General features: G+C 68.9%; 22 protein-coding genes. 16 read left to right on the forward strand and 6 right to left on the reverse strand.

The window, feature by feature from the left end; translation table 11 throughout:
• The first annotated feature begins 20 nt into the window (after window positions 1–20).
• Genes phnC through MRBLWO13_RS09065 form a run of 5 tightly spaced genes read left to right on the forward strand, consistent with a single transcriptional unit; the run spans window position 21 to window position 5,589 of the window.
• Window positions 21–893, forward strand: coding sequence for a phosphonate ABC transporter ATP-binding protein (gene phnC, locus MRBLWO13_RS09045; RefSeq protein WP_341978333.1), 873 nt, complete (start codon window positions 21–23; stop codon window positions 891–893).
• Window positions 890–2,617, forward strand: coding sequence for a phosphonate ABC transporter, permease protein PhnE (gene phnE, locus MRBLWO13_RS09050; protein WP_341978139.1), 1,728 nt, complete (start codon window positions 890–892; stop codon window positions 2,615–2,617). The genes phnC and phnE overlap by 4 nt, the downstream gene beginning before the upstream one ends.
• Window positions 2,614–3,765 (forward strand): TIGR03364 family FAD-dependent oxidoreductase, encoded by a 1,152-nt coding sequence (locus MRBLWO13_RS09055; protein WP_341978141.1) that lies wholly within the window; start codon window positions 2,614–2,616, stop codon window positions 3,763–3,765. Before phnE ends, MRBLWO13_RS09055 begins: the two co-directional genes overlap by 4 nt.
• Entirely contained in the window at window positions 3,762–4,484 is a 723-nt protein-coding gene (locus MRBLWO13_RS09060) for an HAD family hydrolase (RefSeq protein ID WP_341978142.1), read from the forward strand. Before MRBLWO13_RS09055 ends, MRBLWO13_RS09060 begins: the two co-directional genes overlap by 4 nt.
• Window positions 4,485–4,500: 16 nt before the next feature.
• Window positions 4,501–5,589: an alcohol dehydrogenase catalytic domain-containing protein gene (locus tag MRBLWO13_RS09065; RefSeq protein ID WP_341978144.1), complete on the forward strand. Its 1,089-nt coding sequence runs from the start codon at window positions 4,501–4,503 to the stop codon at window positions 5,587–5,589.
• On the opposite strand, the gene MRBLWO13_RS09070 is transcribed toward MRBLWO13_RS09065, so the two are convergent.
• From MRBLWO13_RS09070 to MRBLWO13_RS09085, 4 genes are all read right to left on the reverse strand, one after another.
• Window positions 5,573–5,704, reverse strand: coding sequence for a hypothetical protein (locus tag MRBLWO13_RS09070; protein ID WP_341978146.1), 132 nt, complete (start codon window positions 5,702–5,704; stop codon window positions 5,573–5,575). The two genes, MRBLWO13_RS09065 and MRBLWO13_RS09070, sit on opposite strands and share 17 nt — an antisense overlap.
• Entirely contained in the window at window positions 5,701–6,114 is a 414-nt protein-coding gene (locus MRBLWO13_RS09075; RefSeq protein ID WP_341978148.1) for a CBS domain-containing protein, read from the reverse strand. Before MRBLWO13_RS09075 ends, MRBLWO13_RS09070 begins: the two co-directional genes overlap by 4 nt.
• A gap of 122 nt (window positions 6,115–6,236) precedes the next feature.
• On the reverse strand, window positions 6,237–6,725 hold the full coding sequence (locus MRBLWO13_RS09080) for an FHA domain-containing protein (RefSeq protein ID WP_341978150.1): 489 nt from the start codon (window positions 6,723–6,725) through the stop codon (window positions 6,237–6,239).
• A gap of 70 nt (window positions 6,726–6,795) precedes the next feature.
• On the reverse strand, window positions 6,796–7,128 hold the full coding sequence (locus MRBLWO13_RS09085) for a hypothetical protein (RefSeq protein ID WP_341978152.1): 333 nt from the start codon (window positions 7,126–7,128) through the stop codon (window positions 6,796–6,798).
• 64 nt (window positions 7,129–7,192) lie between these two features.
• Between MRBLWO13_RS09085 and MRBLWO13_RS09090 the strand changes: the two genes are divergently transcribed.
• The 3 genes from MRBLWO13_RS09090 (at window position 7,193) to MRBLWO13_RS09100 (ending at window position 9,566) form a co-directional block, all read left to right on the forward strand.
• Complete coding sequence (locus MRBLWO13_RS09090) at window positions 7,193–7,540, forward strand: ATP-dependent DNA ligase (protein WP_341978154.1); 348 nt, start codon at window positions 7,193–7,195, stop codon at window positions 7,538–7,540.
• A 134-nt stretch (window positions 7,541–7,674) separates the two neighbouring features.
• Window positions 7,675–8,559, forward strand: a complete 885-nt coding sequence (locus MRBLWO13_RS09095; protein WP_341978156.1) for an SDR family oxidoreductase — start codon at window positions 7,675–7,677, stop codon at window positions 8,557–8,559.
• Between the two features lie 65 nt (window positions 8,560–8,624).
• Window positions 8,625–9,566 carry an EamA family transporter gene (locus MRBLWO13_RS09100; RefSeq protein ID WP_341978158.1) on the forward strand — a complete coding sequence of 314 codons (942 nt, stop codon included), beginning with the start codon at window positions 8,625–8,627 and terminating at the stop codon, window positions 9,564–9,566.
• 107 nt (window positions 9,567–9,673) lie between these two features.
• Here MRBLWO13_RS09100 and yidC read toward each other — a convergent pair whose 3' ends face one another.
• Entirely contained in the window at window positions 9,674–10,441 is a 768-nt protein-coding gene (gene yidC / locus MRBLWO13_RS09105) for a membrane protein insertase YidC (RefSeq protein WP_341978160.1), read from the reverse strand.
• A 66-nt stretch (window positions 10,442–10,507) separates the two neighbouring features.
• Window positions 10,508–10,780: a DUF6412 domain-containing protein gene (locus MRBLWO13_RS09110; protein ID WP_341978162.1), complete on the reverse strand. Its 273-nt coding sequence runs from the start codon at window positions 10,778–10,780 to the stop codon at window positions 10,508–10,510.
• Between the two features lie 149 nt (window positions 10,781–10,929).
• Between MRBLWO13_RS09110 and MRBLWO13_RS09115 the strand changes: the two genes are divergently transcribed.
• The 8 genes from MRBLWO13_RS09115 (at window position 10,930) to MRBLWO13_RS09150 (ending at window position 20,333) form a co-directional block, all read left to right on the forward strand.
• A complete protein-coding gene (locus tag MRBLWO13_RS09115) occupies window positions 10,930–11,772 on the forward strand; it encodes an AraC family transcriptional regulator (RefSeq protein ID WP_341978164.1) in 843 nt (280 codons plus the stop codon).
• A 168-nt stretch (window positions 11,773–11,940) separates the two neighbouring features.
• Window positions 11,941–13,002 (forward strand): ABC transporter substrate-binding protein, encoded by a 1,062-nt coding sequence (locus tag MRBLWO13_RS09120; protein WP_341978166.1) that lies wholly within the window; start codon window positions 11,941–11,943, stop codon window positions 13,000–13,002.
• Window positions 12,999–14,108 carry an iron chelate uptake ABC transporter family permease subunit gene (locus MRBLWO13_RS09125; RefSeq protein WP_341978168.1) on the forward strand — a complete coding sequence of 370 codons (1,110 nt, stop codon included), beginning with the start codon at window positions 12,999–13,001 and terminating at the stop codon, window positions 14,106–14,108. The genes MRBLWO13_RS09120 and MRBLWO13_RS09125 overlap by 4 nt, the downstream gene beginning before the upstream one ends.
• Window positions 14,105–15,208, forward strand: coding sequence for an iron chelate uptake ABC transporter family permease subunit (locus tag MRBLWO13_RS09130; RefSeq protein ID WP_341978171.1), 1,104 nt, complete (start codon window positions 14,105–14,107; stop codon window positions 15,206–15,208). The genes MRBLWO13_RS09125 and MRBLWO13_RS09130 overlap by 4 nt, the downstream gene beginning before the upstream one ends.
• Before the next feature lie 11 nt (window positions 15,209–15,219).
• On the forward strand, window positions 15,220–16,008 hold the full coding sequence (locus tag MRBLWO13_RS09135; protein ID WP_341978173.1) for an ABC transporter ATP-binding protein: 789 nt from the start codon (window positions 15,220–15,222) through the stop codon (window positions 16,006–16,008).
• Window positions 16,005–17,645: an ABC transporter ATP-binding protein gene (locus MRBLWO13_RS09140; protein WP_341978175.1), complete on the forward strand. Its 1,641-nt coding sequence runs from the start codon at window positions 16,005–16,007 to the stop codon at window positions 17,643–17,645. The genes MRBLWO13_RS09135 and MRBLWO13_RS09140 overlap by 4 nt, the downstream gene beginning before the upstream one ends.
• On the forward strand, window positions 17,638–19,446 hold the full coding sequence (locus MRBLWO13_RS09145; protein ID WP_341978177.1) for an ABC transporter ATP-binding protein: 1,809 nt from the start codon (window positions 17,638–17,640) through the stop codon (window positions 19,444–19,446). Before MRBLWO13_RS09140 ends, MRBLWO13_RS09145 begins: the two co-directional genes overlap by 8 nt.
• Complete coding sequence (locus tag MRBLWO13_RS09150) at window positions 19,443–20,333, forward strand: siderophore-interacting protein (RefSeq protein WP_341978179.1); 891 nt, start codon at window positions 19,443–19,445, stop codon at window positions 20,331–20,333. The genes MRBLWO13_RS09145 and MRBLWO13_RS09150 overlap by 4 nt, the downstream gene beginning before the upstream one ends.
• Window positions 20,334–20,385 lie beyond the last annotated feature (52 nt).

The following is a 20,385-nucleotide window of genomic DNA, read 5'->3' on the forward strand; positions in this document are numbered from 1 at the left end:
TGACCATGAGCGCGAACACCATGACCGCGGCATCCGATGCCCTCATCCGTCTGACCGGCGTGACGAAGACCTTCGGGTCGACCACGGCGTTGAAGGATGCTTCGCTCGAGGTCGCCCGCGGCGAGATCGTGGTGCTGCTGGGTCTCTCCGGTTCCGGCAAGTCGACGCTGCTGCGCCACCTCGACGGGCTGGAGGTTCCCACCTCCGGCTCCGTCGAGGTGCTGGGCTCGCAGGTTCCCGCTCTCCGGGGCAAGAACCTGCGGCGCCTGCGCAGCCGCGTCGGCTTCATCTTCCAGCAGTTCGAGCTGGTTCCCTCCCTGACTGTGCTGGAGAACGTGCTCACCGGCTCGCTCTCCGGCGTGCGCGGACCGCGTCTCGGTCTCTGGGGCTACTCGAAGGCGGCGAAGATCCGTGCTCTCGAGCACCTCGACCGCGTCGGTCTGCTCGACCGCGCGTATCAGCGCAGCGACACCCTGTCCGGCGGGCAGCAGCAGCGCGTCGCCATCGCACGCGCCCTGATGCAGCAACCGGAGATCCTTCTCGCCGACGAGCCGGTCGCATCGCTCGATCCCGAGTCCAGCGACCAGGTGATGGCCCTGATCCGCGAGATCGCCGCCGACGAGGGCCTCACCGTCGTCTGCAGCCTGCATCAGGTCGATCTCGCGATCACCTGGGCCGACCGGATCGTCGGCCTCCGCCATGGCGAGGTCGTTCTGGACACACCCACGACCGACCTCACCAAGTCCGAGGTCATGGAGATCTACGGCCGGGTCGCGACGACGACCGCTGAGCTCAGGGCGGTCTCGATCGAATTGGCGAATGCCGGCGACGCCTCGGCGGCTTCGGAGGAGGCCGAGGCTTCCAGAGTCAAGGTGCAGGAGCGCGTCTCGTGACCCTCCTCGCCGAGCGGCCGGGCGCGGCGTCATCCGGCGTCGCGGATCGCGCCCCGAAGCGCCCGATCTCTCCGGAGCGGATCGCCGCCTCCCTCACGCTCCTGACGCTCGTCGTCGTCGGTGTGCTCGCCGTGAACGAGGTCGGCATCTCCATTCCGGCGATGGTCAAAAGCTGGGGCAACGCGGAGAACTTCATGGGCCGCGTCGGCGGTCTCTCGTTCCCGGAGCCCGGCGACCTCGTCTGGTTGATCGCGCTCACCGTCGGCCTCGTGCTGGTCGGCACTCTGCTGTCCGCAGTGCTGTCCGTGCCGATCGCCTACCTCGCCGCGTCGAACACGACGCCGGGGAACGGCTGGCGTGCGGCGGCCCGTTTCGTCGGCGTGTTCACGCGCGCACTGCCCGATGTCGTCCTGGCGATGGCTTTCGTGCTGATGTTCTCGCTGGGGACGCTTCCCGGCATCCTCGCCATCGGGATCCACTCGATCGGCATGATCTCGAAGATGTTCGCCGATGCGATCGAGCAGATCGACGAAGGGCCTCGTCTGGCGATCCGTGCCGCCGGCGGCACGAAGATGCAGGAGTTCGCCTCCGGCATCCTGCCTCAGGTGCTGCCCAGCTGGGTCGCGACCGTGTTGCACCGCAACGACATCAACCTCCGCGGCAGTGTCGTGCTCGGTTACGTCGGCGTCGCCGGCCTGGGCCTGGAGATGTCGTACGCCTTCAAGTCGCTGAACTACGGCAAGGGCCTCGGCATCGCCCTGGTCATCTTCCTCCTCTGCATCGCGATGGAGATCGTCTCCAGCCTGGTCCGCGGCGCGATGCTCGGGCAGCAGAGGCATACGCGCTCCTGGATCGACCGGATCATCCACCCGCGCCTGCAGGACGTGGAGGCGGGGACGTCGTCGTCCTCGCGTGCGGCGTGGGCGACGAGCCCGACAACCGCGGTTCGCCGCCCGTGGACGGCGGAGCGCCTGCGCAACACGATCGGCGGCATCGTCGCCGTGCTCGTCGTGATCGGGAGTGTCGTCGTCAGCCAGATCAACTGGCTCGACTTCTTCACCTTCTGGGGCAAACTCCCCGAGGTCGCCGCCAAGTTCTGGCCGCCGTCGTTCGGCAGCTACGAAGCTTCGGCGATGTTCGAGGCGATGCGCGAGACGGTGTCGATCGCGCTGGCTGCGACCGTGCTGACCCTCATTCCCTCGATCGTTCTCGGCTCGCTCGCTGCCACGAACGTCGCCCCCGGTTCGGGTGTGCGTGCAACGGCCAGATTCCTCCTGGTGGGTATCCGCGGCATCCCGGAACTGATCCTCGCCATCGTCCTCGTGGTGATCACCGGACTCGGGGCCCAGGCCGGTGTCATCGCCTTGGCGATCGGCGGCATCGGACTGCTGGGCAAACTCATCGCCGACTCCTTCGAAGAGGTCGACCGCGGCCCGGAGCGTGCGCTGCGCGCCGTGGGTGCCAGTCGTCTGCAGACCTACGCCTCGGCCACCGTCCCGCAGGGGATGCAGGCACTGATCGGACACAGCTTCTACATGCTCGACACCAACATCCGCGCGGCGACGATCCTCGGCATCGTCGGCGGCGGCGGAGTCGGCTACTACCTGCTCAATGCCAGCCAGGGGTCGCGCTACGAGACCGTGACGGCCATCGTCCTGATGATCCTCGTCACCGTTCTCGTCGTCGAAGGCCTCGCGATGTGGATGCGGAAGGTGTTCCGATGAACGCGCCGATGAATACAACCCAGAACCACGCCGATGTCGTGGTCGTCGGATCCGGCATCGTCGGACTCGGCGCGGCCTACGCCGCTGTGCGTCGGGGACTCCGTGTCATCGTCGTCGACCGCACCGACGCCCCGGTCGGTGCGACGATCCGCAACTTCGGTCACCTCTGCATCGGAGCGCAGTCCGGCGAAGCACGCCGCTATGCGGACACCTCGCGCGAGCTGTGGCTGCGTCTCTCCCACGACGCCGGCTTCTGGCTGCGCGAGTCCGGCACCCTGGTCGCCGCCAGGCACGACGACGAGATCGCCGTACTCGAGGCGGCGACGCGTGACGGCGGGATGCGGATGCTGGCGGCAGACGAGCTGCTCCGCCTCGCCCCGCTTCGGGCCGAAGGGCTCGTCGGCGGCGCGCACATCGAGACCGACCTGCAGACCGATCCACGATCCGCCGCAGGGGCCATCGTCCGTCACCTGATGAGTCTGGGCGTGGAGTTCCGATTCCGCACGGCGGTCACCGCGGTGACCACGGGGATCGTCGAGACCAGTCGCGGCTCGATCACGGCCGGCAGCATCGTCGTGGCCGTGAACCACGACGTCGACCAGCTGCTTCCTGAGATCGCCGAACGACGTGGCGTCGTCCGCTGCTCGCTCGACATGATGCGCGTCGCCGTGTCCTTGCCGCGTCCGCTCGGGGCGCCGTTGCTCACCGGGTGGTCGCTGCTGCGTTACGGACGCTTCACCGGCGGACCCGAGGCGACCGCCCTGCGCGAGCGACTGCACTCTGAGAGACCGGACCTCGCGGCGCTCGACCTCAACCAGATGTACACCCAGCTGCTGGACGGCACCCTCATCGTCGGCGACTCGCACGTGACCGCGGTTGCGCCCTCACCGTTCCAGCCGGAGGCGGCCTTCGCGGCGTTCCTCACCGAGGCGGAGGAACTGTTCGAGATGCCCGCGCCTCGTGTGCTGGAGCGCTGGCAGGGCGTCTACGCGAAGGGACCGGGGGAATTCGTCATCGAATCCGACATACCCGGCGTGCTGGTCCTCGCCGCAACGAGCGGTATCGGTATGACGACGGGTCTGGGGCTCGCTGAAGAGAATCTCACCGCCACCTTCGGGTGGACACCCGCAATGGAAGGAACATCATGACCACTCCGCTCGAATTCGCCCCCATCGAACTCGTCGTGCTCGACATGGCCGGCACGACGGTGCTCGACGATGGGGTGGTCGAGCAGGCGTTCCAGCGCGCTGCAGAGCAGACCGGCGTCGCTGACCGGATGCCGTGGCACGACGCCCTCGAGTACGTCAGAGCGACCATGGGCCAGTCGAAGATCGACGTGTTCACGCACCTCGCCGCAGGTGATGTCGCCGCGGCCGAGCGCGCCACCGCCGCATTCGAGGGGGCCTACGCGGACATCGTCTCCGAGCAGGGCGTCTCCGAGATCCCCGGCGCGGCCGATGCCATCCAGGGTCTGCGCGACTCGGGTCTCACCGTCGTGCTCACCACCGGCTTCGCGCCGGTGACGCGCGACACGTTGATCGACGGTCTCGGCTGGCGCGACCTCGTGGACTTCGCACTCTCGCCGGCGGATGCCGGTCGCGGCCGTCCCGCGCCAGACATGGTTCTGACGGCGATCATCCGCACGCAGACGTCGCACGTCGCCGCGGTCGCCGTCGCCGGTGACACGATCAGCGACGTCGAATCCGGCCGCCGGGCCGGTGCGGGATTCGTCGCCGGTGTTCTCAGCGGTGCGCACGATCACGCAACGCTCACCTCGGCGGGTGCCGACATCGTGCTCCCCGATGTCACCGGACTCCGTGGCGCGCTCGCCGAGCGCGGACTGCTTCGCCTGAGCGCAACGCACTGAGAGTCGAGCGTCTGACATGGGCTCGGCTCTGATTCGGCCTTCCATCCCGCGTACCGACGTCGCGCTGCGCCCGTCCGCAACGGCGATGGTGTGGGTCGGGGAGGGGCATCCGCACGAGACGATCGCGGTTCCCGGCGTGGCGCTCGCCGACGGCGACGTGCTCGTCGCGGTGGAGATGTCGACGATCTGCGGCTCCGATGTGCACACAGTACTCGGACGGCGGACGGCGCCCACGCCGCTGGTGCTCGGCCACGAGAGCGTCGGCCGGGTGATCGCCACCGGTCATGCCGGAGCGGCCGCCGTCGACGGCACGCCGCTGCGCATCGGCGATCGCGTGGTGTGGTCGGTCACCGTGTCCTGCGCGAGTTGCGATCGCTGCCTGCGCGGGATGCCGCAGAAGTGCCGCACGCTCGGCAAGTACGGGCACGAGCGCATCGGCGCGCACGGCGACCTCACCGGCGCATTCGGCAGTCACGTGCAGCTGCGAGAGGGCACGGCGATCGTGCGCGTTCCGGAGTCGCTGCCGGCAGCCGTGCTGGCGCCGGCGTCGTGCGCGACGGCGACGGCGTGGGCGGCCGTGGCCCGCGCCGGCCGCGATCGCGATCTCGAGGGCGCCGCAGTACGGATCCACGGGGCCGGCCTCGTCGGGCTGTCCGCTGCGGCGATAGCGACCGAGCAGGGAGCATCCGTCGAGGTGCGCGACCCGAACGCGTCGCGCAGCCAGCTGGCCACCCGATTCGGCGCGCGGTCGCTCGGCCGCGATCCCGACGTGGTGATCGAAGCATCCGGTCATGCCGTCGCCGAGGCGCTCGCCGGCGTCGATACCGGTGGCACGGTGGTGCTCGTCGGCAGCGTCTTCCCGACAGAACCCGTCGCGCTGGATGCCGAGAGCATCGTGCGTCGGTTGATCACCGTGACCGGAGTGCACAACTACACCGGCGCCGAGCTCGCGGAAGCCGTCGCGTTCCTCGCCGGCCGAGGTCGCGCCTACCCGTTCGCCGACGTCGTCGGCGACGTCCGGCCGTTGACCGCCATCGACGACGCGTTGCGCGCGGCATCCGCTCCGGATGCTCCGCTGCGGATCGGCCTCATTCCCGGGCGCTGACGTGCGTCGCCGGCTGCCCTGAGGTGAGAGACTCCGCCACGCAGACGCGCAGCCGGCGGCTGGCCGCGAGTTCGCTCAGGCGATCGATGCGATCCACGCTCGAAGCCTCGGTCACTGCGAGATGCTCTCGACCGTCTCGCCGGTCTGCTCGGCCGAGAGCGACCGGGCGATGTCGGCCTGGCTCACGATTCCGACGAGCAGATGGTCTTCGATCACGGGTACCCGGCGGATCTGGTGCTTCTGCATCAGTTCGAGTGCGACGTCGATGTTGTCGTCGACGTCGACCGTCACCGGCTTTCCCTGAGCGAGCGCACTGGCCGGAGTGGTCTCGGTGTCGAGACCGACGGCGACGGCGCGCACGATGATGTCGCGGTCGGTCAGCATTCCCTTCAGCTTGCTGTCCTCTCCGCAGATCGGTAGGGACCCCACGTCGAGGTCGGACATGATGTTCGCGGCGATGCGCAGCGAGTCGTTCTCGCCGATGCAGCGGGGGCTCGGAGTCATGATGTCGCGTGCGGTGGTCATTGCGCTCTCCCTCTCGTGCCATTCGATGTTCTTTCCTTCTGCGATCGACGCTAAGGGCAATGGCGCGACTCGCGAGGGGCATTGACAAGGCGGCGTGCGTGCGTCAACCCCGCCAACGCAGTTCAGTGGTCGGGGTGCGCGTCGTCCCGGTAGTCGGGACGCGGTGGCTGCAGCCGCTGATCCGAGTACTCGCCGCCCAGACGCCCGCCGTAGGGTCGTCCGTGATCGGCGTACTCCTCACGCGCGAAGACGAAGGTCCACGGCCCCGCGGTGAAGCGCGCGCCGGTGCGGAGGGTCTGAGTGCGCTCGCCCGCGTGGGTCGCGGCTGCATCCGGTTGGGCATTCATCTCGCCTTCGCCGTGCAGCGTCAGAACGTACTCGTCGCGGTCGTCGTGCTGGATCGTCGCATGCACCGGATCGGTGTCGCTGAGCTGCAGTTCATTGCCGCCGGCAGAGCCGATCCGGACGACATCGACATCGAGCGGATGCTCCGTCCGCTCGTCATCCCTGGTGATCAGCAGGTGCGGGTTGCCCGCACCCCATTCGGCGTGGGTCGTGGTGGGGGTGTTTCCGTCGAGCGTTTCGCTCTCATCGGTGCGGTTCTCGTCCATGGGGCGCCTCCTCAGCGGGTCTGCTTGACGACGCTAGACGCGACCGCCCACCTCGCCGAGGGGGTTGACTTCACGACGACGCGGCGTCAACTCTGTCGGGGGGCGCCATGTGCTCGGGGACCAACGTGATACCGCCACTGGTGTTCGCGGAATTCGCCAAGGCCGTGATCCATTCGACGTGCAGCTTCGGCGGCTCCGGCTCGTCGAAGACGAACCGCAGGGGGATGGACGGATGCAGCCATATCGTCGATCGTCCGGGCGGATGATCATCGGAGTGCTTCCAGGACAGGGTGAAGCTCTCGTTACGACGAAGCTTGGTGGCGATGACGACCTTCAGATGCGCGAGGGTTCGGTCCTCGATCAGGATGGGGTCGGCCGTGCCGCCGTAGAAGAGCATGCCCATAAGGCTTACGCTACGCATGAGGGTTGAATCCGACAATCCCCTAGAGACGGAAGGGCGAATCTGCATGGGCAAGTTCATCTACGAGGGCGGCGTGAAGACCGAGATCGAGGACCGTGCTCTCACGCATCTGCAACTCGTGATCACGGCCAAGCTGCGCCGGGGTGAGCCGTTCCCGTTCAGCTGGCGGGAAGATGCGAGCGTCGGCGGTGGACGCACCACCGTGTGGATCCAGCCGAGCAGTTCTCTGGTCTTCAAGTACTTCGGGAGCAGGCAGCCGTCGATCAACCGGGCCTGGATCGAAGCACTGGCCTTCACGGCCAATGCACCGAGCGGTCTCTACCTCGTGCCAGAGCCGGCTGAGACCGGCGAAGCGCCCAGCAGCCCGGACCTGCCGGTCACGCCGCCGCTCTAGCGCTTCGTCAGCGCTCGCGTTGCCAACTCCCGCGTGATGCCGGAATAGCCGAAGGTGTGTCAACCCCCTGGGGCTCACCGGTCGGGGTATCGGATGCTCGTCTGACCGGACCCATGACTCGAGGAGACATCACGATGGCAGAGAACACCTCCGATCCCCGCACGCTGCACACGGGCGGCCCTTTCCCTCCGCAGCAGCAGGATCAGCCGGGGCTGACCGACGAGACGCGTCCGACGCCGGACCACGGCGAATCGAGCTACGTCGGCCATGGCCGCCTCGAGGGGCGGCGGGCGCTGATCACCGGCGGAGACTCCGGCATCGGCCGCGCGGTCGCGATCGCCTTCGCCCGAGAGGGTGCGGATGTCGCGATCGTGCACATGACCGAGGAGCAGGAGGATGCCGACGCGACACTCGAACAGGTACGAGCGGCGGGGCGGAAGGGTGTGAGTCTCGCGGGCGATGTGCGAGAAGAGTCGTTCGCATCGGATGCCGTGTCCCGGACGCGCCGTGAACTCGGCGGCCTGGACATCCTGGTCCTGAACGCGGCGTACCAGCACGACATCGACGGCTTCGAGAGTCTCCGCACCGAGGACATGCGCCGGGTCTTCGAGACGAACCTGTTCGGGCTCCTGTATTCCGCGCGCGCGGCGTTCTCGGCGCTCGAAGCGGGTGCCAGCATCATCGTCACCGCATCGATCCAGGCATACAACCCCTCGCCTGGACTCATCGACTACGCGATGACCAAGGCGGCTCAGGTGGCGTTCGTGAAGGCGCTCGCCGAAGAGGCGGGGCCCAAGGGTATTCGCGTGAATGCCGTCGCGCCCGGTCCGATCTGGACGCCGCTGATCCCCGCCACAGGGTGGGATGCCGAGAGGCTGGCGTCGTTCGGGCAGGACACGCCGCTCGGGCGGGCCGGACAGCCCGCCGAGCTCGCCGGAGCCTATGTCTACCTCGCCTCGAACGAATCGTCGTACGTGTCCGGTGCCGTACTCCCGGTGACGGGCGGGAAGCACCTCTAGAACAAGCGCCGCAGCACCCCGCGCCGAATGGACGCGGCGCAGGGTGATGCCCCAGGGTGGAGTACGTGCCATCGAACGCGTCGCCTCGTCCTCTCCTCGGTGTCGCGCTCGTCGTCGGATCGTGCCTGTCACTGCCCTTCGGTGCCGCCATCGCGACCCAGCTCTTCCCGGTGCTCGGCGCCTGGGGCGTGACCTCGCTGCGCATCGCGATCGCCGCACTGCTCCTCGTCGTGATCGTGCGCCCGAGACCACGCCGTTGGACCCGCACGCAGTGGATCGCCGCGGCGCTCTTCGGGCTCTCGCTGGCGGGGATGAACGGCTTCTTCTATGCCGCGATCGACCGCATTCCGCTCGGTCCCGCTGTCGCGATCGAATTCCTCGGCCCCCTCATCCTCGCCGCCGTGCTCACCCGCCGCCTCGCTGACGCCGCTTGGGTCGGCGTCGCGCTGCTGGGCATGGCGCTGCTGGGCATCGACGGGATGATCGGTGCCGATCCGCTCGATCCGCTCGGTGTGCTCTTCATCCTGATCGCGGCGGGCTTCTGGGTGATGTACATCCGGATGAGCGCGCGCGTGGGCGCGCTCATCCCCGGTAGCGCGGGGCTGGCGGTCGGACTGGTCGTCGCCGCGGTGCTGCTGCTGCCGCTCGGTGTGCCGGCCTCGATCACGATCGCGGCAGATGGCCAGCTGATTCTGCTGGCAGTTCTCACCGCGGTGCTGTCGTCGGTGATCCCGTACAGCTTCGAGCTCGCCGCGCTTCGCCGTCTCCCGCAGCGGGTGTTCGGGGTGCTGCTCAGCCTCGAGCCCGCGTTCGCGATCCTCGCAGGCTGGCTCGTGCTCGGTCAGGACGCGACACCGTTGCGGCTGGCCGCCGTCGGTCTGGTCGTGGTGGCGAGCGTCGGAACGACTCTCGGTGTGCGACACGCACGGCGGCGAGCGGATGCCGAGGCGAAGGACGTCGACGACCCGCCCACCGTGTTCACCGGGACGATCCCGCTCCCGGACTGACCGCTCGTCCCCACCCGGTCGTTGAGCGAGCGCCAGCGAGGCGAAACGCGTTGATCCGATGCCGACCGCGGATCGACGCGTTTCGTCTCGGTCGCAAGCTCCCTCGCTCAACGACCGGCGCGTGGAGGCGATGCCGCGTCGGGCAGCGGGAACCGCCTGCGCAGCAGCATCCGCTGGACGAGCGTCCAGACGACCGTGACGGCGAGATAGAGGGCCGCGGCGAGCGGGACCAGCACGGCGAAGACGGCGGTCAGATAGTGCATGGCCGCCACCACCCGCAGCATTCCCGGGGAGTTCAGCGGTGAGTCGTCGACCTGCGTCGGCCGGAACACTCGACGGGTGACTTCGGCCACGGCGATCATGAGCGCGAGGAGGGTGCCCCACACGAGCATGGTCGCTGCGTCGGCGGAGCCGCCGAACACGACCGAGACGAAACTCGCGCCCAGCGGAGCGCCGAGCAGATCGTGGGAGAGCAGCGCGTTCGGATGCCCGGCGATCTCGGGTCGCAGGAACAGGGTGTACAGGATGCCGATCACCGGCGCTTGGGCGAGCACGGGCAGCATCCCGGCGAAAGGCGAGGTGTTCTCGCTGCGATACAGCGCCATGGTCTCGCGCTGCAGCCGTTCGGGGTTCTTCTTGTGCCGCCGCTGCAGTTCGCGCAGTCGGGGGGCGAGGCGCGAGCGGGTCTGCTCGGCCTTCGCCTGCGAGACCCCGACAGGGATGAGGAGTGCGCGCACCAGCAGGGTGACGAGAACGACGGCGCCGGCGGCGGCGATGCCGCCGAGGGCAGGCGTGAGAGCTGTGGAGAGGCCGGCGAGGGCGCCGTAGGCGGCGTTCAGGAGCGCGGCGAGGGGTGGAAAGGCAAAGGGGTCCATGAGGGTCCGTTCGTGGCATCGGGAAGGGTCGGCCGAGGCCGCGTTTCCCGAGCCAGGAAGGACGGGTTACGCGGCGGGCACGACTCCCGGCGCACGAGGACGCGGATGACCAGCGGCATCCGGATCGCTCTGGGTGAGGAGGGTTCCGATATCGATCGCGCGACGCGGATGGGGCGAACCGCCGCCTCCGGTGGGAAGTGCGCTGAGCGTGATGGCGAGGGCGAGAACGGCGACCGCGACGACGGCGATGGCGAGCCCGAGGGCGGTTGCATCCGGCGTGGAGACGAGGCCGAGCGCAGTGAGGACGATGCTCAGCATCTGCCCGAACCATTCGCCCATGTGTGCGCTCCCTTCGCTGCGAGGGTAGCACTCGTGGTCGAGTCGTCGGCCGAGAACCCGGTCGCGGAAGCCAGCTAGCATCGCGGGGACGGCACTCTCGGCGACTCTGCGTCGCGACGGCGGGGCAAGCCGACTTCCTGGAGCACGCAATGATCACTTACCGGCAGGATGACTGGGCCGCGAGCCCTTCGCATCCGTCGACCGTGACCGGACCGTACCTGATGGGTACCGGGGTCGTCACAGGTGAAGACACCGGCACCCGACCGCTCTCGCCTCCGCATTCGCACGAGGATGCGATGCTCGCCTGGTGCTACCGCGGCACGGTGTGGGTGCACCTGCAGGATGCGATGTGGCGCCTCGCGCCGGGGCAGGGAGTGTGGATCCCCGCGCACACCCCGCACACGGCCCACCACGAATCCGACTCGACCGGCTGCTACACCTACATCCCCGACTCGTCGCTGATCGCCCCGATCGACGACGTCACGCGGGTCCTCGTGCCGCGCGCGGTGCAGGAGATGCTCCTCCACCTGGGCATCAACGACATGCCGACCGACCTGCGTGTGCGCATCCAATCGGTGCTCATCGAGATGCTGCAGCAACCCCTGCCGGAGGCCGCGACCGAATGGGGTGAGGTGCCGATGCCCGCCGACGAACGGGTCGCTCCGCTCGTGCAGGCGGTGCTCGCGGACCCCGGCGATCCGCTCAGCACCCAGGACCTCTTCTTGGCGCACGGGCTGCACGAACGAACCGTTCTGCGCATCTTCCAGAACGACGTGGGCATGAGCTTCGGGCGGTGGCGCACCGGCGTACGGATGACCCTCGGAGCGCGACTGATCGTCGCCGGTACGCCGATCGGGGCGGCGGCGCACCGCTGCGGCTACGCGACGACGAGCGCCTTCTCCGCGGCATTCAAGCAACGGTTCGGTCTCACGCCGCGGCAGTACGTCGCGCGTGTGCAGGCCGATGCCGCTCACCAGACGTACTGGCGGTGACGTCGAGCCGGTCCGGTTCACGACAGTTGTCGGTTCTTCGACACAAGTCGTCGATCCTTCGACACTGAGCACCGCATCCGCGTTCTACCATCGAATAGTTAGGACATGCTTACCTAACTTCTCGCTGCGTTGACGCGGCACACCCCCTCCCCATCCCGAAGGAGAATCATGACGCACACTCTTGCGCGCCCGAAGATCCGGCGAGGTGCCGCGCTCGTCGCCGCAGCCGTCGCCGCAGCCCTCACCCTCGCGGGGTGCTCGGCACCGGAGGAGAACTCCGGATCCGCAGCTGCCGCCACGGACGGTGTGGTCATCGAGCACGCCCACGGTGAGACGGTGATCCCCGAGAAGCCCACGCGTATCGTCGCCCTCGGCTGGATGACTCCGGATATCGTCGCCGCTCTCGGAACCAACCCGGTCGGCATCGAAGAGGTGTGGGGTGCTGACGAGAGCGGCTATCAGCCGTGGTTCGAGGACTTCGTCACCGAGGAGTACGGCGACACTCCAGAGATCATCCCCTTCGTCGAGGACGGCCCGAACTACGAGGCGATCAAGGAGCTCAAGCCCGACCTCATCCTGAGCCTCTACTCGGGAGTCACCGACATCGAGTACGACCGGCTGAGCGAGATCGCCCCGACCATCCCTTACATCGAGGGACCCTGGAACCCGGGCACCTGGGAAGGCATGACGCGCACCATCGGCGCGGCGATGTCCGAGGACGCCAAGGCCGAGGAGCTGATCGGCGAGACCGAGGACCTCATCACCTCGCTCGCCGACGAGCACCCCGAGTTCGACGACAAGACGTTCGTCTGGGGTCTGACCCTGAACGAGGGCGGCACCGATCTCGGCGTCTACCTCGAGTACGACCCGCGCGTGCGCATCACCGAAGCGCTCGGGTTCACCTCGACTTCGGCGATGGACAGCTTTCTCGCCAGCGCCGAGGGCGACAACTGGTACACGGGCGTGAGCCTCGAGAAGCTCTACGACGTCCCGGCCGATCTGTTCGCCGCCTGGGGCGGCAGCGCCGCTGAGGGCACGTACACGGTGGAGAACAAGGTCGTGTCGCGCTGGGACCCGATCGCCAACGGTTCGTACGTCATCTACGCGGACGACGCCGAGGCCTCGGCGATCAGCGCACCGACTGTGCTCTCGCTGCAGTACATCCTGCCGAAGTACGTCGACGACCTCGCCGCCGCGCTGCAGGGCAAGCCGACCATCGCGGGGAAGTGACCTCGGCGATGCTCCGGCCGGCTTCTCCCCGGACCCCGCTGGCGGCAGAAGACGGCACCGATGTCTCGAACACGGGTGCGGGGAGTCGTGCAGACGGCTCCCCGCACCGCAATGGGACCCTCATCACAGGTCTCGTGATCTCGGCGGTGGTGCTGGTGGTCGCCGCCGTCGCCTCGCTCGCGGTCGGCAACCGCGCGATCGATCCGGTGACCGTACTGCAGTCTCTATTCGCCTACGACGACGACAACCCCCTGCACCTGATGGTCACGGAGCTTCGGGTGCCCCGCACGCTCCTCGGTATCGCGGTGGGGGCCGCGCTGGCCGTCTGCGGCGGGCTGATCCAGGCCTTCACGCGCAACCCGCTGGCCGACCCCGGCATCCTCGGTGTGAACGCCGGAGCATCGTTCGCCGTCACGTTCGCGATCGGCGTGCTCGGTCTGACCGCCCCGGGCGCATATGTGCCCTTCGCGCTTCTCGGAGCACTCGTCCTCACTCTGCTCGTCTACGTTCTGGGCTCGTTCGGGGCGTCGGGCGCCACGCCCATGAAGCTGACGCTCGCCGGAGTCGCTCTGGGCGCAGCCTGCACGGGCTTCACGACCGCGATCGTGCTGCGCGACCACAGCACCCTTCAGGTCATGCGCTTCTGGGGGGTCGGCTCGATCGGTGGACGCACCCTCGACCAGCTCACCTGGGCGGTTCCCCTGATCGTGATCGGCCTGCTGATCGGGCTCCTGTGCGCACGTTCGCTGAATGCTCTGGCACTGGGCGATGACCTGGCGCAGGCGCTCGGAGCGCGCGTGCGCGTGACCCGGGTGATGGTGATCATCGCCGTCACCCTGCTGGCGGGAACGAGCGTCGCCGCCGCCGGACCCATCGCGTTCGTGGGGCTGATGATCCCGCACATCGTCCGCTGGTTCACCGGTCCGGACCAGCGCTGGGTGCTGAGCTACTCGATGATCATCGGTCCGGCCTTCCTGCTGTTCGCCGACATCCTCGGCCGCATCGTGCTTCCCAGTGGTGAGCTCCGCGTCGGTATCGTCACCGCACTCCTGGGGGCGCCGATCCTGATCATCCTCGTGCGCCGCAAGAGGGTGAGCGGACTGTGAGCACCGATCAGAAGTCCGTCGCCCCGCGGGGCGCAGCAGCACAGCACACCGCATCCGCGCCGGTCGCCCGCGGACGTCGCCTGATCCGGATCGAGACCCCGCGTATCGCCGCACTCATCCCGGTGCGTTCGGTCATCGTGTGTGCCGCACTCGTCGTCGTGATCGTCCTGGCGGGCCTGGCCTCGATGACCATCGGTGCGTACGAGGTGGACTTCGGCTCGGTCGTCCGGGCGATCGCGGACCCGGCATCCGATCCGGACATCCGGCAGGTGGTGTTCGAATGGCGACTCCCGCGCGTGCTGTTCGCGGTGCTGTGCGGGGCGGCGCTCGCTCTCGCCGGCGGTATCTTCCAGTCCCTCACCCGCAACCCGCTCGGGTCTCCGGACATCATCGGCTTCGGGATCGGCGCCCAGTTCGGCGTGACGCTCGTGATGATCGTCCTCGAGCTGAACACGTACATGTTCAAGGCGGCGGGCGCGCTCGTCGGGGGTCTCGCCACCGCACTGGTCGTCTACGTCCTTGCGAGCAAGAACACGATGTCGTCGTTTCGTCTGATCATCGTCGGCATCGGCGTCTCGGCGGGGCTCGGATCCCTCACCTCCTGGATCCTCATCTCGGTCAGTGTGGAGAAGGCCATGATGGCGGCGACCTGGGGCGCAGGCTCTCTCGCCTCGCTCGGCTTCGACCAGCTCATCCCCGCGGCGATCGTGTTCGCGATCGTGACCGTTCTCTCCCTCCCTCTCCATCGAACGCTCCCGGTGCTGGAGATGGGCGATGACGCGGCGACCGCGCTGGGCGTCAGCCCTGGGCGCACCCGTCTCGCGGCGATGGTGTTCGGCGTCGCTCTGGTCGCCCTCGTCACCGCGGCAGCGGGACCCATCTCGTTCATCGCGCTCGCGGCTCCGCAGATCTCGCAGCGTCTCACCCGTTCGAACACTCCGATGGGCACACTTCCGGTGATGCTCACCGGCGCCGCCCTCGTGGTGGTGTCGGACGCCGTCGCCCAACTCATCGCCGTGCCGGTGGGCGTCGTGACGGTCTCGATCGGCGGCGTCTATCTCGCCTGGCTGCTGGCCGCCCAGTTCACGCGCCGCACCTGAAAGGAACACCCTTGACCGCTTCGCTGCTGGCCCGCGACATCACACTCGGGTACGGAGACATCCCCATCGTCTCCGCGCTGTCGCTGCAGGTTCCCGATGACTCGTTCACGATCATCATCGGACCCAATGCGTGCGGCAAGTCGACGCTCCTGCGCGGGTTCGCCCGCCTGCTGCGCCCGACCACCGGCGCGGTGTACCTCGAGGGCGACGAACTGCGCTCCCTCCGGCCGAAGGAAGCCGCGCGCAAGCTCGGGCTTCTGCCCCAGTCATCCATTGCACCGGACGGCATCACGGTCGCCGACCTCGTGGGCCGGGGGCGTTTCCCCCACCAGAGCGCGATGCGCACATGGAGCAGCGCCGACGAACGTGCGGTGTCCGAAGCGATGGCGGCGACCGGGGTCACCGACCTGTCGCGCCGACTCGTGGACGAGCTCTCCGGAGGGCAGCGGCAGCGCGTCTGGGTGGCGATGGCCCTCGCTCAGCAGACGAAGCACCTGCTGCTGGACGAACCGACGACCTTCCTCGACATCGCGCACCAGATCGACCTGATGGAACTGTTCGCCGATCTGCACCGCAACGGCACCACTCTGGTCGCCGTGCTGCACGATCTCAACCACGCCGCGCGCTACGCGACCCACCTCGTGGCGATGCGCGACGGGGCCATCGTGGCGCAAGGCGATCCTCGTGAGATCATCACCGCCGAGCTCGTCGAGGCCGTGTACGACCTTCCGTGCATGGTGATCACGGACCCCGTCTCGGGAACACCGCTCGTGCTCCCGCTCGGTCGGCGGACGTCGTGACGAGCACACCACGGCGCCTCTTCGGCATCGCGCTGTCCGCCGAAGGACGCGGGGTCGCTCTCGCCGCTGCGACGGCGCTCCTCGTCGTGCACACGCTGGCCGAAGCCGCGATCCCCGTCATCATCGGCGCGACGATCGATCGCGCGGTGCTCCCTGCTGACCCGATCGCGCTCGGGATCTGGGTCGGCGTGCTGGTCGGCACCTTTCTCGTGCTGACCGTGAGCTACCAGTCCGCATCCCGCCTCATGGTGACGATCTACGGACACGGCGAGCAGGCGCTGCGCCACCTCGCGCTCTCCCGGATGCTCCGGCCCCGGCTCTCCCGTCGCACCGTGACCGCGGGTGAGGCATTGACCTTCGTCACCTCCGATACCTACCGGGTGGCCGGCGTCGCCTGGTCAGTCGCGCAGCAGTGCGCCGCGATCGCTGCGATCATCGGCGCGGGGCTGGCCATGCTGGTGATCTCGCCGGCTGCGACGATCGTCGTGTTCGGCTCGACCATCGCGATGATGCTCGTCATGCGCGTCGTCTCGCGGCCCCTCGAGAACCGCGGTCTGGTCGAGCAGCGGGCGGCAACCGAGGCGGGGGCGGTCGCCGCCGACTTCATGAGCGGATTCCGGGTGCTGGTGGGCATCGGTGCCCGTGAAGAGGCCGTGCGGCGTTATGTCGCGGCAAGTGACGTCTCCCGTCGCGCCGCAACGGCCGCGGGCCGATCGCTCGCCGCATACGAGGCGGTGAGCGCGACCCTCGCAGCCGTGGCCACGACCGCTCTGGCCGGCATCTCGGCATGGTTCGCCGCGGAGGGCAGGATCAGCATCGGCGAGTTGGTGACCGTGCTCGGACTCGCTCAGTTCATCAGCGGCTACCTCGCCTATGCCGGGTCGTTCCCCTCGAACTGGATCCACAAGCTCGCCTCGGCGAAGAGGCTCGCCGAGGTCATCGACGCCGAGGATCTCCTCGAGGTGCCATCGGAGCCGGAGCGCTCCACGACTCCGCCGAATGGCGCGGTGCTGGCCTTCCGCACGGGTTCCGCGGATTCGCCGCTCGTGGAGGTGCGCGAGGGTGAGCTTCTCGGTATCCGCCCCGCGGACAGCGACGCGTCCCGAGCCCTCTCCCGTCTCCTCGGCCTGCGCACGCGCGCGGATCCGGGCAGTGTCTCGCTCGTCGTCGACGGGGAGTTCAGGGACGTGTCCGATCTGGATCCGGTGGACTACCGTCGCCGCGTCGTCGCCCCGCCGCACGTGCAGACGATCATGAGCGGCACGCTGCGCGAAGCGGTGCGGGGACGCTCGATGGCGGATCTCCCACGTCCCGCCGTCATCCAGATGGCGGCTCTGCACGAGACCGTCGCGGAGATCGGCGGCTGGGACGCGCAGGTCGGCGAGGCCGGAAGGCGATTGTCCGGCGGACAGCGGCAGCGCATCGGGATCGCTCGCGCCCTGCACGCGGACGCCGATGTGCTCGTGCTCGACGAGCCGACCTCGGCCGTCGATGCCATCACCGAGGCACACATCGCCCGCGCGCTCTCGGCGCACAGCTCGACCGTCGTCGTGATCACGACCTCTCCTGTGCTGCTCGGCATGTGCGATCGGGTCGTCGAACTCTTCGCCGAAGGATCGGACGCTCGAGATGAGTAGTGATCCGAGCTCGACCGCCGCGCTGCTGCCGATCGCCTCCAGCGCCCGCGTGCGTGCCGCCCTCGGAGCGCTGCTGCGACAGCACCGGGGGAGGACCGCAGCCGTCGCTGGGCTCTTCCTCGCGGCATCCGCTCTGGGGATCGTGACGCCGATGTGCCTCGGCCGCATCGTCGACGCCGTCTCGTCACACGCGGGGTTCGCCACCATCGCCGGCTGGGTGATCGGCGCCGGTGCGGGCGCCATCGGCGCGGCCATCGTGATGCTGTGGGCGGTACGGATGCTCGCCGGGCTGGTGCAGGACATGCTCGCCACCCTGCGCGAGGACGTGTTCGCCTCGGCGATGCGTCTTCCCGTGAGTGCGATCGACGACGGCGAGAGCGCCGATCTGCTCTCGCGGGTCACCGGCGACGTCGACGCCGTAGCGGAGGCTGGAGGGAACGTCGCCCCGACGCTCCTCTCGGCGGGGTTCGCGATCTCAGTCTCGGTCGTCGCGCTGACCGCTCTGGACCCCTGGCTCGCTCTCGCCGGCGTCGCCGCTGCTCCGTTCTATGCGCTCGGCACCCGTGCGTTCCTGCGGAGATCCCGCGTGGTGTTCCGCGAGGTCCGGGTGCGCGAAGCAGCCCGCAGTCAGGCGGTGCTCGATGCGGTCGAGGCCATCGACACGCTCACGGCGTTCAACGAACAGGAGCACGCGCTGGAGCGGGTGCGGGAGCGCGCCGAATCCTCGATCCGGATGCAGGTCGAGGGCGTTCGCGTGACGAATCGGCTGTTCCGGTGGATCAACGCCGGAGAACTCGTCGGCCTCGCCGCGATCCTCAGCACCGGCTTCCTGCTGCATTCCGCCGCTGCGATCACCGTGGGGACGGTCACCACGGCGGCGCTGCTCTTCCATCGGCTGTTCGACCCGGTCGGGCAGCTGATCTTCGGACTCGACGACATCCAGCGGGCGACCATCGGGCTCGCGCGACTCGTGGGGGTCATCGATCTCGCGCCTGCGGCGGTCGCGGCGCGGGAGTCGGCGTCGGATGCCGCGCCGCAGCGCTCCGCGGTCGTCGAGGCAGCGGGAATCGAAGTGCGCGATGTCACCTTCCGCTACCCGAGTACCGGTCGCGGGATCAGCGAGGTGACGCTGCGGGTGGAGCAGGGCACCACCGCGGCCCTCGTCGGGACCTCCGGGTCCGGCAAGAGCACGCTCGCCCGCGTCATCGCCGGCCACCATCCGCCGACATCGGGCAGCGTGCACCTCGCCCCGGGGGGAGGCGCCCCGTACTACCTCTCGCAGGAGCTCCACCAGTTCCGCGGCACGATCGCCGACAACCTTCGACTCGTCGCGCCCGAAGCGAGCCACGAAGAAATGGTCGCGGCTCTGCGTGCGGTCGGGGCTCGATGGGCGGTCGATGCGATGGCGACCGAGCTCGCCGAGGACCCCTCCGCGAATCCCGTCGCGCCCCTCGACGAAGGCCGTATCCAGCAACTCGCTGTCGCGCGCGCGTTCCTCGCTGACCCCGAGGTGGTGATCCTCGACGAGGCGACGGCCGATGTCGGGCTGCATCATCGCGATGCGGTGGAGGAGGCGATCGGGGTGCTGCGCCAGGGCCGCACCGCGCTGCTCATCGCGCACCGGCTGCAGCAGGCAGCGAGTGCCGAGCAGATCATCGTCTTCGCCGACGGCCGGGCGACGCAGCGCGGCACCCACGCGGAACTCCTCGCGGCGGACGGACCGTATCGCTCCTCTTGGCTCGTCCAGACGCCGAGCACGCCAGCCCCTCAGACCACCCCAGAAGAGACGGAGACTCCGTGAACATCCACCGCGGCATCGTCAGCAGCACCACCACCCTCACACCGACGCTCGTGCGCGTGACGCTCGCAGGCAGCGGCATCGCCGACTTCCTCAGCACCGGCATCGGCGACGAATACGTGCGGGTGTTCTTCCCGCACGGCGAAGACCCCACCGACGTCTCGCTGCCCGTGCCGGCCGGCGACTGGTGGGAGACACCCGAGGGCGCACCGGAGGCCCCGATGCGCACCTACACGATCAGCGGCGTCCGTCCGGATGCCGACGAGCTCGACATCGATTTCGTGATTCACGAAGCGGGAGTCGCCGGCCCCTGGGCCGCGCGGGCCGAACCGGGGCACGTACTCGGGCTGAACTCCCCGACGGGCCTGTATTCGCCGCCGCCGGGAATCACCTGGCAGGTGCTGGTGGCGGACCTGACCGGGCTCCCCGCGGTGGCGCGGATCGCCGCCGAGACGCCGGAGGGCGTGCGGACGCGGGTCGTCCTCGAGGTGCCGAGCGAAGCCGATCAGGTCGCGTTCGAGGTGGGTGGCGACGTCGAGGTCACCTGGGTCATCGGCGGCAACGGCCACGGGCCGAGCGCGCTCGGTCCGATCCTGCGCGGCATCGTCGACGACCGGCTCCGGCTCGAAGACGGGTACGTCTGGGTCGCCGGTGAGACCGTCGCCCTGCGCGACGTGCGCAAGTACCTGCGCAAGGAACTCGGCCTGCCGGCGACGCGGTTCAAGGTCGTCGGCTACTGGACGCCGATCGCAGCGTGGGACGAGAAGTTCGCAGCGCTCCCCGACGCGGTGCAGAAGGAGCTCGACACGATCTGGGCCGAGACCGATGACGCCGAGCCGGAGGACGTGCAGATCCGCTTCGAGGAGCAGCTCGACCGGCTCGGCCTCTGAACCCGGGCACCGGCACGCGCCTCGCCTCTCCGTGCCGGGCGTAGCCTCGGAT

The sequence above is a fragment of the Microbacterium sp. LWO13-1.2 genome (assembly GCF_038397725.1).
Lineage (GTDB): Bacteria > Actinomycetota > Actinomycetes > Actinomycetales > Microbacteriaceae > Microbacterium.

What these genes read in the sequence shown, in the direction of transcription:
- MRBLWO13_RS09085 (WP_341978152.1), bottom strand. Translation starts at nt 7,128, where the DNA reads ATGGGCATGCTCTTCTACGGCGGCACGGCCGACCCCATCCTGATCGAG.
- MRBLWO13_RS09110 (WP_341978162.1), bottom strand. Translation starts at nt 10,780, where the DNA reads ATGGGCGAATGGTTCGGGCAGATGCTGAGCATCGTCCTCACTGCGCTC.
- MRBLWO13_RS09065 (WP_341978144.1), top strand. Translation starts at nt 4,501, where the DNA reads ATGGGCTCGGCTCTGATTCGGCCTTCCATCCCGCGTACCGACGTCGCG.
- MRBLWO13_RS09145 (WP_341978177.1), top strand. Translation starts at nt 17,638, where the DNA reads ATGAGTAGTGATCCGAGCTCGACCGCCGCGCTGCTGCCGATCGCCTCC.
- MRBLWO13_RS09075 (WP_341978148.1), bottom strand. Translation starts at nt 6,114, where the DNA reads ATGACCACCGCACGCGACATCATGACTCCGAGCCCCCGCTGCATCGGC.
- MRBLWO13_RS09055 (WP_341978141.1), top strand. Translation starts at nt 2,614, where the DNA reads ATGAACGCGCCGATGAATACAACCCAGAACCACGCCGATGTCGTGGTC.
- yidC (WP_341978160.1), bottom strand. Translation starts at nt 10,441, where the DNA reads ATGGACCCCTTTGCCTTTCCACCCCTCGCCGCGCTCCTGAACGCCGCC.
- MRBLWO13_RS09120 (WP_341978166.1), top strand. Translation starts at nt 11,941, where the DNA reads ATGACGCACACTCTTGCGCGCCCGAAGATCCGGCGAGGTGCCGCGCTC.
- MRBLWO13_RS09060 (WP_341978142.1), top strand. Translation starts at nt 3,762, where the DNA reads ATGACCACTCCGCTCGAATTCGCCCCCATCGAACTCGTCGTGCTCGAC.
- MRBLWO13_RS09095 (WP_341978156.1), top strand. Translation starts at nt 7,675, where the DNA reads ATGGCAGAGAACACCTCCGATCCCCGCACGCTGCACACGGGCGGCCCT.
- MRBLWO13_RS09090 (WP_341978154.1), top strand. Translation starts at nt 7,193, where the DNA reads ATGGGCAAGTTCATCTACGAGGGCGGCGTGAAGACCGAGATCGAGGAC.
- phnC (WP_341978333.1), top strand. Translation starts at nt 21, where the DNA reads ATGACCGCGGCATCCGATGCCCTCATCCGTCTGACCGGCGTGACGAAG.
- MRBLWO13_RS09080 (WP_341978150.1), bottom strand. Translation starts at nt 6,725, where the DNA reads ATGGACGAGAACCGCACCGATGAGAGCGAAACGCTCGACGGAAACACC.
- MRBLWO13_RS09115 (WP_341978164.1), top strand. Translation starts at nt 10,930, where the DNA reads ATGATCACTTACCGGCAGGATGACTGGGCCGCGAGCCCTTCGCATCCG.